Origin of the sequence: Yoonia maricola, assembly GCF_002797915.1 — a bacterium.
In the GTDB taxonomy this organism is placed as follows: domain Bacteria; phylum Pseudomonadota; class Alphaproteobacteria; order Rhodobacterales; family Rhodobacteraceae; genus Yoonia; species Yoonia maricola.
Genome location: NZ_PGTY01000002.1, coordinates 590,728 through 603,773, shown reverse-complemented (window position 1 = coordinate 603,773; position 13,046 = coordinate 590,728). Strand labels below are relative to the sequence as shown.

General features: G+C 56.2%; 14 protein-coding genes. 3 read left to right on the top strand and 11 right to left on the bottom strand.

Going from position 1 to position 13,046, the window contains the following annotated elements:
• The first annotated feature begins 18 nt into the window (after nt 1–18).
• Together BC777_RS13165 and BC777_RS13160 are read left to right on the top strand one after the other, a co-directional pair.
• Nucleotides 19–636, top strand: coding sequence for a cysteine hydrolase family protein (locus BC777_RS13165; protein ID WP_168769162.1), 618 nt, complete (start codon nt 19–21; stop codon nt 634–636).
• Complete coding sequence (locus BC777_RS13160) at nt 633–1,364, top strand: hypothetical protein (protein ID WP_100368620.1); 732 nt, start codon at nt 633–635, stop codon at nt 1,362–1,364. Before BC777_RS13165 ends, BC777_RS13160 begins: the two co-directional genes overlap by 4 nt.
• Here BC777_RS13160 and BC777_RS13155 read toward each other — a convergent pair.
• Entirely contained in the window at nt 1,361–2,470 is a 1,110-nt protein-coding gene (locus BC777_RS13155; RefSeq protein ID WP_100368855.1) for an S-methyl thiohydantoin desulfurase family protein, read from the bottom strand. The two genes, BC777_RS13160 and BC777_RS13155, sit on opposite strands and share 4 nt — an antisense overlap.
• Before the next feature lie 13 nt (nt 2,471–2,483).
• Nucleotides 2,484–3,440 (bottom strand): agmatinase, encoded by a 957-nt coding sequence (speB, locus tag BC777_RS13150; protein ID WP_245834357.1) that lies wholly within the window; start codon nt 3,438–3,440, stop codon nt 2,484–2,486.
• Between the two features lie 314 nt (nt 3,441–3,754).
• Here speB and BC777_RS13145 point away from each other — a divergent pair, with 314 nt between their 5' ends.
• Nucleotides 3,755–4,540 (top strand): MBL fold metallo-hydrolase, encoded by a 786-nt coding sequence (locus tag BC777_RS13145; protein WP_168769161.1) that lies wholly within the window; start codon nt 3,755–3,757, stop codon nt 4,538–4,540.
• A 7-nt stretch (nt 4,541–4,547) separates the two neighbouring features.
• On the opposite strand, the gene BC777_RS13140 is transcribed toward BC777_RS13145, so the two are convergent.
• From BC777_RS13140 to BC777_RS13100, 9 genes are all read right to left on the bottom strand, one after another.
• Nucleotides 4,548–4,880, bottom strand: coding sequence for a cupin domain-containing protein (locus BC777_RS13140; RefSeq protein WP_100368618.1), 333 nt, complete (start codon nt 4,878–4,880; stop codon nt 4,548–4,550).
• Complete coding sequence (locus tag BC777_RS13135) at nt 4,873–5,541, bottom strand: cysteine hydrolase family protein (RefSeq protein ID WP_100368617.1); 669 nt, start codon at nt 5,539–5,541, stop codon at nt 4,873–4,875. Before BC777_RS13135 ends, BC777_RS13140 begins: the two co-directional genes overlap by 8 nt.
• A complete protein-coding gene (locus BC777_RS13130) occupies nt 5,541–7,040 on the bottom strand; it encodes an ABC transporter ATP-binding protein (RefSeq protein ID WP_100368616.1) in 1,500 nt (499 codons plus the stop codon). The genes BC777_RS13135 and BC777_RS13130 overlap by 1 nt, the downstream gene beginning before the upstream one ends.
• A complete protein-coding gene (gene biuH, locus BC777_RS13125; protein WP_100368615.1) occupies nt 7,037–7,711 on the bottom strand; it encodes a biuret amidohydrolase in 675 nt (224 codons plus the stop codon). The genes BC777_RS13130 and biuH overlap by 4 nt, the downstream gene beginning before the upstream one ends.
• On the bottom strand, nt 7,708–8,721 hold the full coding sequence (locus tag BC777_RS13120) for a formamidase (protein WP_100368614.1): 1,014 nt from the start codon (nt 8,719–8,721) through the stop codon (nt 7,708–7,710). The genes biuH and BC777_RS13120 overlap by 4 nt, the downstream gene beginning before the upstream one ends.
• Nucleotides 8,722–8,730: 9 nt before the next feature.
• Complete coding sequence (locus BC777_RS13115) at nt 8,731–9,651, bottom strand: ABC transporter permease (RefSeq protein WP_100368613.1); 921 nt, start codon at nt 9,649–9,651, stop codon at nt 8,731–8,733.
• On the bottom strand, nt 9,651–10,760 hold the full coding sequence (locus BC777_RS13110) for an ABC transporter permease (RefSeq protein ID WP_100368612.1): 1,110 nt from the start codon (nt 10,758–10,760) through the stop codon (nt 9,651–9,653). Before BC777_RS13110 ends, BC777_RS13115 begins: the two co-directional genes overlap by 1 nt.
• Before the next feature lie 21 nt (nt 10,761–10,781).
• Entirely contained in the window at nt 10,782–11,897 is a 1,116-nt protein-coding gene (locus BC777_RS13105; RefSeq protein WP_100368611.1) for a BMP family ABC transporter substrate-binding protein, read from the bottom strand.
• A 162-nt stretch (nt 11,898–12,059) separates the two neighbouring features.
• On the bottom strand, nt 12,060–12,959 hold the full coding sequence (locus tag BC777_RS13100) for a LysR family transcriptional regulator (protein WP_100368610.1): 900 nt from the start codon (nt 12,957–12,959) through the stop codon (nt 12,060–12,062).
• Nucleotides 12,960–13,046: the final 87 nt, after the last annotated feature.

Here is a 13,046-nt window from a genome sequence, read left to right as displayed (position 1 = left end):
GCGAAAGACCCTGAAACCATGCCCAAGCAACCCATGATCGTCGGAAACCCTGTGTTGATCGTCGTTGATATTCAGAAATCTGCCTTCATGCGCGACTATGATAACGGCATCCCGCATATGCCGAATTTCTTTGAGAACCAAAAGCGTGCGCGCACAATGGTGGATGCGGCTCACGATAACGACATTCCGGTGATCTTTTTTCAGGAAATCCACCGCAAAGATATGATCGACTATGGGCGCGAATTGGACGGTTCCGAAGATGTTCATTGCCTCGAAGGCAACCCAGGCACGCCGGTTGCCGCCGAAGAGATGGGTATGCGTGAGACTGATTACTTTATCCATAAGCGTCGCTATTCGTGCTTTTTCGGGACCGAGTTTGAGATATTGTTGAGGGGTCTGAAGGCTGAGACACTTATCCTGGTTGGCTGCCTTACCGATGTGTGCGTGCATTACACATTCGCCGACGCACATCAGAGCGATTATTACTGCCGTGTCGCGAAGGATTGTGTCGCAGGTTCATCGCAGACGGCACACGATGCTTCGCTCAATGCGATGGAGTATTTGCAAACTGGTGCAGTCCTTCCAAGCGCGGACCTGATCGCTGGGATGAGTAGCCACAAACGGCACGCCGCTTGATTACGCAAGACCATCTGCAAGGCCATTGGAAACGGGACTGGATCAAGGCGCCTGGGTTTGAGGATGCCACGACCCGCGTGCACTGGTTGCAGGCCGGAGCACTGTTCGCGGATTTGCGAATTCCATTGGAACGGCCGGACCTGACAGGTCTGTCCTGTTTGGCAGATTTGGATCAATCATCTCTGCGAAATCTGATGGATGCCGAAGGGTTTGCGGGCCACATTACCGTTGCAGACAGCCAATGCACATGGCACCGCCAGATCAATTGGCACGGGGTTCCGGGGCAGGCAGATATCGGGCTGATGTCATTTGATAAGACCGGTGGGTTGATCGAAGACGGCGTTTTGGCAGAGTACCGTGAACTTTGGCAGCTCGCCTCTCAATCGCCTCTACGCGGCGCGCAGGTTAGCTGCGATGCAATGACCGGGGTGCTGATCGAAAATGAGGAAAGCTTCTTGCTAGGCATCGGCCCCAAACCGCTTGGAACGACCGGTGATTTGATTGCCAAGCTGGACAGAAGCACAGCAGAGTTTCCAGCATTGCAGCAGCATTTCGCGAGCGAATATGTGCTGGGGACGTGGGACGGGGCATCAGGGATCGCAATGCTAGCAACCAACCCGTTTCAGGAGGGGCAGGTGGTGCTAGAGCGCGGCGATGATCTGTATTGGCACAGCCAAGGCTTTGATGGGGCACAAAGCGCGAAGCGACTTCAGGTCAATGGGGACTAGTCCGCCGGTGACAGCGGTGACCGAAACGGCTGATTAAGCCCCACATAAGCCGGACCAAAGGCCGCCAGCCCGCGCGCAGTGGTGAACTGACTGGGGGCCGGAAGGATCACAACGGCCACTTGCATGCCCTTCGCATAATCGGGGTTTGAAATCGGCATGCCGGTTTGCATATCCATAAGACAGATCAGATCGGGAATGGTCGCGTGTACCACGCCGTCCAGCCAGCCAACCATGTTTTCGTTTTTCAGGCTGATGCGGTAAGTTTTGCCCGGATATTCATCACTGCCAAGGATCGTGATAGACCCCAAGGTAAACCCGCCTTCCGTCCGCCAGTCGCAATCGCTGATCATACCGCGAAACATCACAGCGCCACCCCCTGTCTGGGCCACCGCCTCAGCCGCGTCTTGGCCCTCCGCGCGCGCCTTGCGATGCGCACGTCCCATGGTTTGCGCCAGCGTGATTGTGCCGGGAATAATCGCATCACGGACATCCCGCACCGGCAGCGCATGATCGATTGCAGCAATATCGTTGCGGCTGACCACGGAAAGGGCACGGACGATGGCCTCGGCCCTCAGGTCATCGTGGATGTTTTCCAGCAGCATCACTTCTCCAAATTCATTGGCGAGCACGATGGGTGCGGCTGGCAGGTCATTGATGTAATAGGTGGAATGGGTGATCTCTGGCACGGCGCGCCCTGCAGGGTCAGCGTCGATGATCATATGCCCGGACATAGCGGCCGCATAAAAGGCCACGGCTGTGTTTGAGCCACCCAGCTCGCAGCACACCGTTCCATAGAATTCTTGCCCCAGATATTCCTGAAACCGCGCATAGGCCAAAAGGATGGCCGGTCCGTCGATCCGTGGCAGGCGGGCATAGGCCGCTTCTTCCTCGGACGGTAGTGCCGATATCGCCCCCAGCATGTAGGGCGTGCAGATCAGTGCGTCGGGCGGCGCGTCGTCCAGGGTGACCATGTCGAACGTCTTGCCCTTAGCCAAGGCATCATCGATCAGGCCGATCCCTTCGGCCATGTCGCCGCCGCCGCCGGTACCTAGAATTGCGCAGCCCATCAAAATATCAAGAAGGTCATGTCGAGTGAGGGTTTTCATGCCTGCACATGCATCATTCAAACGCCCTCTTTTGGTGAACTTCCGCGAGCAGGCACAGGATTTCATAGGCAAGTGCAGCCCCAGCAAGCGACGTGACATCCCCAACGTCAAAAGGTGGGGAGACTTCGACAAGATCTGCGCCGACATAGTTCAGGTCGCGCAAACCGCGCAGCAATATCTGCGCCTGATGTGTGGTCATGCCACCAATCTCAGGCGTCCCTGTCCCCGGCGCATAAACCGGATCAAGACTGTCGATATCATAGGTCAGATAGACGGGCATATCGCCCACTAGCGCTCTCGCCTCTGCTGCAATCGCGGCAGGCCCTTTTTCATGAAACTCTTCGCAGAACACGACACGCATGCCTGAAGCTGCGGAAAAATCCCAACCATCCGACGTATTTTGTGTGCCGCGAATGCCGATCTGGATGGTCTTTGTTGGATCAATCAGCCCTTCCTCTACTGCCCGGCGGAATGGGGCGCCATGGTTGAACTTGGACCCCTGAAAGCTGTCGGTTGTGTCTGCGTGTGCATCAATATGGATCAAAGCAATGGGTTCTTTTGCAATGGCGCGCAGCAGCGGTAAACTGATCGAATGATCGCCGCCAATCGCAAAGGGCATCACCTCTGCCTCAATTAGCATATTGGCGAAGGCCTCAATTTCTTTGTGGCTCGCCTCGACCTCAAACATGCGGGTGAAAGGTACATCGCCCATATCCCTGATCTGTGCCAGTTCAAACGGGTTGATCCGGGTGGCGTGGTTGACGGCCCGCATCAGGCTGGATTGATTGCGTACTTCACGCGGTCCGTGACGTGTGCCGGGGCGGTTTGTTAGCGCGCCATCATATGGGATGCCGAACATCCCGATGTCGGCCTCTTCCAAAGTCTGCGCGATGGGCACCCGCATAAAGGTGGCGATTTCTGTAAAGCGAGGCGCCAATTGGTTCGGCTTCGCGGGCGATTTGAATTCCAATGCACTGTCCTTCCCAGTGATGGCCAAAGGGCCTTAGTTTCTCATTCTGATCTGAGACCAAAACTTGGATCAGTTCCACCGTTGGTCAGTGAAAATAGAGCCTGCACAGTTAAACAACGCGTCAGACGTATGACTCGGGTACCAAAGGTGCCTAAATTTTGCACTTAGTGCCTGACCTGCCGCGTTGTTTTATTGGATTACTGCCCAAACACTCAAAACGCTGGCAGAGCAATGTGTTGCGCTCCAAGATGCCATCAACGCCCGCATTTGGGTCACTGGCGGCACAGGAAAAGCGCAAGGAGCGAAGAAACAAGATGACACTTCCTATTGCTACACAGTGGTACACCTCGACGAAAATCGACGATGATACAACGCTGATTTTGGAGCCGCATGTGCATGTGCTCGAACAGGCCAACATGTTTTTGGTTGAAGGCAGCGAACGCGATATGATCCTCGACACGGGCATGGGAATTGTTCCCTTGAAACCCTACCTTGATACGTTCAGATCCAACCCGGACAAAGACATCATCTGCGTGTCATCGCATACCCATATTGATCATATCGGCTGCGTGCATGAGTTTGAGACACGCCTTGTCCATCCGGCCGAAGCTGATGAAATGGCAAGCCCCTCCGGACTGTCGTCGCTTTATCGTGACGATATCCCCGCGTCGCTTTTGCAGACCTTCCTTGATGCAGGCTACCCGCCGATTGACGAACTGCTGATCGACGCATTGCCCTTTGCCGGATACGATCCGAAATCCTATGTTTTGCGCGGCGCGCCCGCGACCGGTTTGCTTAACGAAGGTGACGTGGTTGATTTGGGCAATCATCAGTATTCTGTATTGCATCTTCCGGGTCACTCTCCGGGCGGCATTGGGCTTTTTGAAGCGTCATCCGGCGTGCTGTTTGGAGCCGACGCCATCTATGATGGCCCCCTCATCTATGAAGGCCCGGGGATGAGCGTTCCTGACTATCTAAAGACTTTTGAAAAGCTGAAGGCGTTAGACGTTTCTATGGTGCATGGTGGGCATGACCCAAGCTTTGGGTCAGTGCGCATGCATGAGATTATCGCAAAATACGAGGCGATCTGGAGCACCTAACTGCCCATCATTCCAGAATTTTGACGGGTCGTTCCCATTGGATCAATACGGCGCAGCCTGTCTCGGACCAGACCGAATGTGACGTGCCTTCGGCGTTCAGAACAAGCGATCCTTTCGGATAGTCGCCGCGTTCATCCGACTGGCTTCCTTCGAGAACAAGGATCGTTTCCAGCCCCGTGTGCAAGTGCAGCGGAACCATGGCACCCGGCGCGTACCGCAAGATGGCCAAAGCTGGCGACCCTTCTTTAATGTAATGCACCTCAACGCCTTCGCGAAAGGGCGCGAAAGGCAGATCCTGCCAAGTATTGATCACATCGCTGACGACTAAGGGGTCAATCATTGAATGCTGCCGCTAACTCTGCGTAGGTTGCTGTCCAGCCCACAATGGCGCCTTGCGCGCGGATCATATCGAGCGTCGCGGTCTTGAAGGCGGGAAAATAGCTTTCGGTGGCGTCTTCGATCAGCAGGCACTCAAAGCCGCGATCATTTGCCTCGCGCATCGTGGTTTGCACGCAGACTTCGGTTGTGACCCCGGCAAATATCAGGGTCTTTATGCCGCGTTGTGCCAGATGATCGGCAAGGCTTGTCGCGTAGAATGCACCTTTGCCGGGTTTGTCGATCACCAGCTCATCTGCAATCGGATAGACCTGCGGAATGATATCGGCCCCGTCTTCGCCAGCGACCAAGATGCGGCCCATCGGCCCCGGATCACCGATCCGCAGGCTGGGTTGGCCCCGGTCACGCTTGGCATCTGGCAGGTCGGAAAGATCGGGTTTGTGGCATTCGCGGGTGTGAATAACGGGCAAACCATGGGCGCGGCAAAGTGCCAGTAGTTTGGCGGTCGTTGGCACAATCGCTTGTAGCAGCGACACATCATTACCAAGCGTTTCCCCAAAGCCACCCGGCTCGATAAAGTCTCGTTGCATGTCAATCACGATGAGAGCGGTTGTCTTGGGATCAAAATCGAACACAAAGGGTCGGGCGGTTGCAATCTGCACCATCAGGCATGCCCCCCCATGTGATGGCCAATAGTGGCGATATCCGCCTGTGCAATCGGCGTATCATAGGCGATGCGCCCTTCGGACATGACCATCACCCGGTCCGCCAATTCCATGATTTCATCAAGGTCTTCGGACATAAGCAACACCGCCGTGTTGCTATTGCGTGCGGTCATGATGCGCGCACGGATTTCGCTGACGGCTGAAAAATCAAGGCCAAAGCAGGGGTTGGAGATAATGAGTAGATCAACCGCGCCCGATAATTCCCGCGCCAGAACCGCGCGCTGCACATTGCCCCCCGATAAGGATTGCATGGGGCTGTTGATCGAGGCTGTTTTGACTTTGAAAGCGGCGACAAGATCGTTTGCATGGTCGCGCATCTTACGCGGCGACAGCCAAAAGCCCGCGCCATCAAAGTTGCGAAAGGCGATATTTTCGGCCACGGACATGCGCGGCGCGCAGGCGTTTTGCAAAGGCTCCTCAGGCAGATAGCGGACGCTGTGGGTCTGGGCCTCTTGCCGTGTGGCACCGTATGGCGCGCCTTTGACGCGGATTGTACCGCCTTCCAGTGGCCGCTGTCCGGTCAGGACTTCCATCAGCTCCATTTGGCCATTGCCAGAGATGCCTGCAATCCCGACGATTTCGCCTGCATGCACCGTGAGATTCGTAATTTCGATGTCTTTGAGACCGGACCGGTCTTTCGCACGTGCCTGTTGAAGCTGCAAAATCGGCGCGCCAGCATCGCCGGTGCGTTCGGCGGCCGTGGCCAAGGTGGCGTCGCCCATCATCATTGCGGCCATATCGGCGTGACTAAGGTCGCTAACCTTGCCACTGCCCACCAGTTTACCTCGACGCAGGACCGAGACTTCATCCGCATAGGCCGTCACTTCGCGGAATTTATGGGTGATCATCAGGACCGAGATCGCACCATCCGCGCAAAGCTTGCGGACATGGCCCAGTACTTCGTCAGCCTCATCTGGCGTCAGAACCGAGGTAGGCTCATCAAGGATCAGAAAACGCCGTCCAAGGTAAAGCTGCTTGAGGATTTCCAGCTTTTGCTTTTCGCCCGCCGCCAAGGCGCTGACCGGTCGATCCAGAGGCACCCGGAAGGGCATTTTCTCCATAAAGGTTCGCAGCGCAGCACGCTCGGCACGCCAGTCGATCACGGAAGGCGCGTCTTCGCGGCTGATCACCAGATTTTCTGCAACGGTCAGCGAAGGCACCAAGGTAAAGTGTTGATAGACCATCCCAAGGCCAAGCGCGTGGGCGGCTTTGGGATCGTCGATGCGGGCTTCTTTGCGGTCCACGAGCATTTCGCCCGATGTTGCGGGGTAAAACCCCATCATGCATTTAACGAGCGTGGACTTGCCTGCGCCATTTTCGCCTAGCAGCGCGTGAAAACTGCCGGGCTTGATATGGATCGAACAATCGTCCAGTGCCGTGAAAGCCCCAAATCTCATCGTCATATGCAGCGTTTCAACACCGATTGCGCCTTGGGTCATGGCAGCTGGCTCAGCAGCGTTTCGCTATCGCTGACGGCCCCAAAGACGCCGCCTTGCATGGTGACCATCTTGAGTGCTGCGTCATGGTTACCTTTGTCTGTTGCCCCGCAACAATCAGACAGGATGAGGCATTCAAAGCCCCGGTCATTGCCTTCACGCATTGTCGTGGAAACGCAGACATCTGTGGTGATGCCCGTCAGGATGAGATTGTCGATCCGCCGCGTGCGCAGGATCATTTCCAGATCGGTTGCGTAGAAACTGCCCTTGCCGGGCTTATCAATGATGGGTTCGCCGTCAATTGGGTAAAGCTCGGGGATGATGTCCCAACCTGCCTCACCGCGTACAAGGATTTTACCGCAAGGTCCGGGATCCCCAATGCCTGCGCCAATCTGTTGGCTGCGCCAGCGCTTGTTGGCGGGCAGGTCGGCCAGATCGGTGCGGTGGCCTTCACGCGTGTGGATGATGTGGTAGCCTTTGGCGCGCATTGTTGTGAGCACCGCCTTAATCGGCGCAATTGGGGCTTGGGTCATGGACAGGTCGTAACCCATTTTGTCCACGTAGCCACCGGTGCCGCAAAAATCGGTTTGCATGTCGATGATGATTAGCGCCGTGTTCTCTGGGCGCAGATCGCCGTTGTAGGGCCAGACGTAGGGGTCGGCTTGAATGGTCATTCGGCGGCCTCAGGTGTTGTTTTGAAGAGGACGGTTGGTGCGGGAAAGCCAAAGTCTGTGCCGTCGGTGGTTTTGACTTCATCCTCCCATGGCAGGCGATATTGCCCAGCAGCCAGATCGGTCATGTAGGTGTAGGGGCAATCCTGCGCGCCGCCTTTGACGGCGACATAACCGCGATGGCCGAATTGGTAGATATTGTTCTCAACCCCCCAGTTGATCCGCGCTTCGCGGACAAGATCAGGGCGGACTTCGGCGGTGATGATCTCATCCGCGCGGCCAGATGTCCCATGCGCAATAATGCTGCCGTCAAAGTTGCAGATCATTCCTTCGCCCATACTGTCAAAGGTGCCGTCCGTGCCGCACATGCAGACATTGGCCGTGACCATCAGGTTACAAAACGCGTTGGATTGATTGGTGAATTTCCAGCTGTCGCGGATCGGTGCGGTGTAGCCCGCCGTGCGCAGCATGATCTCCGCCCCTTTATAGGCCGCCTCACGTGCCATTTCGGGGAACATGCCGTCATGGCAGATGATGAGCGACAGTTTGCACCCCTTTGGCCCCTCGATCACCGGAATGCCGCCATCGCCGGGGGCCCAAGGTTCGACCGGGACCCACGGGTGCATCTTGCGATAGTAGAGTTTGACCTCGCCCATATTGTCGATAATCAGCCCGGTATTCCAAGGCATGCCGCCGGGGTTCTTTTCCATGATCGAAAAGCACCCCCAAATGTCGTTGTCGATGCAGGCTTGCTTGAAAGCCGCAACTTCGGGGCCGTCCATGGTGCACATGATGTCGGGATTGATGTCCATCGACAGGCCGTGCAGCGCATATTCTGGAAACACGACAAGATCCATCGTGCCCATGTTACGCCGTGCCTTTGCTGTCATCTCAACGATGCGGGCCGTTTGGGCGGCCAGATCATCTGGCGTGACGACGGTGGGCAGTTTGAGTTGCACCAGACCGATGACCACACCATTGGGGGATTTGTTCAGACCTCCAAGACCATTCATGTCACTCTCCTATTTGGTAATGCTCAACTCACCCGGGGCGCCGGTCATGGCACGTGTGGGCGAGGAGGTTGCGATAAGAACACCCAGCGTCAGCACGTAGGGTGCGGCGAAAAACAGGTAGTACCCTTCAGACACCCCAACCGACTGCAGGGTTGGTCCCAGTGCGCCAGCACCGCCGAACAGCAAGGCAGCGCCAAAGCAAGCGACGGCATTCCAGCGGGCGAAAATCACGAGGGCCACGGCCATCAGGCCTTGACCAGATGAGATGCCCTCGTTCCAGCTGCCGGGATAGAACAGGGATAGATACGCACCGCCCACACCCGCAAAAGCCCCGCCGGCAGCAGTGGCCAGCGTGCGGATTAACGCTGGGCGCAGGCCCATCGCACGGGCTGCATCAGTGCTGTCACCCACCACACGGATGACCAGCCCTACTTTGGTCGCGCGAAACATCCACCACATGGCGAATGCCAGCACAGCCCCGATCAGGAATAGCACGTTCACGCGCAGGGCCGCTTTCACCTGTGGGACGTCAGACCACCAGCCAAAACTGATCGACGGCAAATCAGGAGCCACAGGCTGCACGTAGGGTTTGCCAAAATAGAAGGCGAGGCCCATGCCAAGGATCATCATCGCGATCCCTACAGCGATGTCGTTGACGCGGGGAAGCCAACAAATCAGCCCATGGATCAGCCCGAAAACTGCCCCACCTGCAGCGGCGGCCAAAACACCGAGCCATGGCGATCCGGTGAGATATGCGATGGCGTAGGCTGACATAGCCCCAAAGACCAACGTGCCTTCCAGCCCAAGGTTAATGCGGCCGGACCGTTCGGTCAAAACCTCGCCGAGGCTCACGAATAAGAACGGGGTCGAGACGCGGATTGCGCCGCCTAAGATCGCGAGGGGGATGACCCACAGGCCCAGATCTTCCATTATGCCGACCTCCAGCGTTCAGGCGCAAAAACCTTGAAGCGGCCATAGAGCGTGTCGCTCATCAGGATGGAGATGAAGACAAAGCCTTGCAGGACAAGGGTTGTGGCATCTGGCAGGTCCATGCGTCGTTGAATCAGGCCTGAAGACGCTTCAAACCCGGCCAGCAGGATGGCTACAGGGATAATGGCAAGCGGGTTATGCCGCGCAAGAAAGGCGATCAGAATGCCTGTGTAACCATATCCTGTTGCCAAGCTCGCATTGGCCGCGCCGTGTACAGCGGTGACTTCGAAATATCCTGCCAGCCCTGCAAGCGCACCGCCAAGTGCTGTGAAGCCGACGATCAAACGACCCACTGGCAAGCCCTGTACCTGTGCGGCCCGCATATTGCCGCCCGCGATCCTTGCAGCAAAGCCCCATGTGGTTTTCTCGATGAGGACCCAAGCCAACACGCAGCAAAGCACCGCGAAAGCGAGACCCCAGTGGACCTCCCAACCTGGGATATCACCCACGCGCAAATTGTCAGCCAGCGGTGCTGTTGAAGGTTTGTTCAGGCTCGCCGGGTCACGCAGCGGACCCTCAACAAGATGGTTCATCAGGGCTATCGCGATATAAGCCATGAGCAAGCTGGCAATCGTTTCATTTACCCCGCGATAATAGCGCAAGGCCCCAACACTTCCGATCCATAGACCGCCAACAATCATCGCGCTCGCGACCATCATTGGTACAGCAATCAGACCGGAACTCTGTGCAAGAAGGGCCCCCATGGCCCCTGCAGCAACGCCGCCCAAAACGATGGCGCCCTCACCGCCAATGACCACGAGGCCCAAACGGGCAGGCAAGGCGACACAAAGAGCGGCAAACAACAAAGGGGCGGTGCGGGACAGGGTGTTTTGCCATGAAAACGCGGTGCCAAAGCCCGCGCGGTAGGTCAGAGCAAAAAACTCGGTCGGTGATTTGCCTTGCAGCAACAAGAAGATGCTGAACACCGCAAAGCCAACCAACAAAGCAGCAAGGGGCAGGATGACGGCCTCGGACCGACGCGCGAGCATCCCCAAAAAACCATTGGGCGATGGTGTGACAAGCGGTGTCGATGCTGTTTGATCCGTCATGGCTGCCCCTTGATCTTATGATCAGGATGTTGAGCCGATCACGCCCTCGACCAGGTAATCCATGCTTTCCAAGGCGATATCGGTTTCAACCAACGCATCGCCTGCGCCCAAAAGCGCATTACCTGTGTTATCGTTCAACGGGCCTTTGATTGCGGCAAAGCCACCGGCCATGATCTCTGCTTTCACGGCTTCGAACTGCGCGCGTGAGGCGTCAGACACAGCTGGACCCAAAGGCGACATCTTGATGAACCCGTCGGCCAAACCGCCCCGCACGAAGTTGTCGATGGTACCGCCATCCAAAACGGTCTGAACCATGCCCGTGTAAACACCGGCCCAGTTCCATTCGGCACCGGTCAGGTATTTCTCCGGCGCAAGGGGGGCCTGGTTGGCGTGATATCCGCAGACAAAGCAATCACGTCCTGCAGCAGTTTCCATGACAACTTTGGGGCCATCGACATGGCATGTGATCACGTCACAACCTGCGTCAGCCAACGCATTGGTGGCTTCAGCCTCTTTGACCGCAAGAGACCATTCGCCGGTAAAGATGACCTGGCAAGTAATTTCAGGGTCAACCTGACGGGCACCCAGCAGGAACGAATTGATGTTTAGAAGAACTTGCGGAATAGGCTTGGCGGCAACAAAACCAATCTTTTTGGTGGTCGTTGCGTGGCCGGCTGTGATCCCGTTCAAGTACTGCCCCATGCCGATATACCCAAAATAAGAGCCGACGTTTGTTGGCATACCTTCTGACCAGAGGCCCGCCGCGTGCTGGAACCGGACGTCGGGGTGTTTGGGGGCAGTTTCCAGAACATGTGGATTGAAATAGCCGAATGACGTTGGAAACAGCAGTTTTGCATCGTCAAAATTGATCATCGACTCCATGGAGTTCTGGACATCGGTGGTTTCGGCGACGTTTTCTTCCTCGACAACAACAACGCCTTCCATTGCCTTCACAGCAGTAGCGCCTTCGGCATGGGCTTGGTTATAGCCGAAATCATCCTTTGGGCCGACATAGATGAAGCCCACGGTCAGAGGCGCATGGCCATCAGCGGCGACAAATTGAGGAAGTGCGGTTACACCTGCAACTGCAGCGGTGCTCTTGAGGAAACCCCGGCGGGAGAATGATTTGAATGACATTGGTAAGCTCCTATGGCGTAGCGACATCGGAATGGACGTGCTCATGCAGCGCCCCAATTCCCTTCGGCTTATCATGAACCCATTAAAGCGATGCTGTCGTCTGCTAGTTTCGCAACATAATGATGCAAATTTTGCAGCACTCTTCCACAAGTTGTTGCTGGGCTATTCCGCCCAATGCGCCAGCGCTGCAGTAAGCTGTTGGCTAAACTTGAACGAGGCCAAGGGGAGCGCGCGACCCTTCATTTGGCCAAGCAAAAGACGCCCTGCTGGGATGTCTTTTTCCGACAATGGCAAATGCATGATGTCCGGCTGCTGTTCGGTGCTCAATCCAATGGGGATCTGGAAGCCAACAGCGTTCTCTCGGGTAACGTAATGGCGGATCAGTTCAAATGACTCGGTTTCGACAATCGGGGTCAAGCTATGCCCCTTTCGGGCCGCCGCATTGTTGAGCAGATGGCGCACACCGTAAGCGGTGGAGGGCAAGACCAGTTGCTGGGTTAAGCAATCCCTCAAACGCAATTCGGTTTGCCGTGCCAAAAAGCTGTCGCTTTTGAAGACGGCGTGAACGGGTTGTGGAAGTGCATAGAGGACTTCGAAATCCACAAGGTGGATGGGCTCAAAGACAAGGGCAATGTCACTGCTGAACGATGCGAGATCCTGCTCGGCTTGCGCCCGATCCCGGACGTTGACCGTAAAACTGACACCGGGGTGTGCGGCGCGGTAAATCGCGATTTGTTCGGGGAGGAAATACGGAAGCAGGGCTTGCGAACACGCAATAGAAACATGCCCGCGCCTTTGCCCTGACAAATCAGCCACCTGCGATTGGACTCGGGCCAAGTCGGTCCGCTGCAAGCGGATATGCTGCATCAACAACTCTCCTGCTGGGTTCAGCCGCATCCCCCGTGGCAGGCGCTCGAAGATCGGCCAGCCAAATTCCTGCTCGAAGTTTTGTATCCGCCTGTTCAGCGCCGAAGCGGTCAGGTTGGTGTCTTCGGCAGCTTTTCTAATTGATCCAGCCCGAACCACCGCTTCGATCAACTCAAAGGTCTTTAAGTATTTCAAATGACGTACCTTTTCTCGCTATGATGCAAAAAATGCAACGTATATATGATTTTATAGCATTAGAAGTGCACGGTAATCCATCGCAAC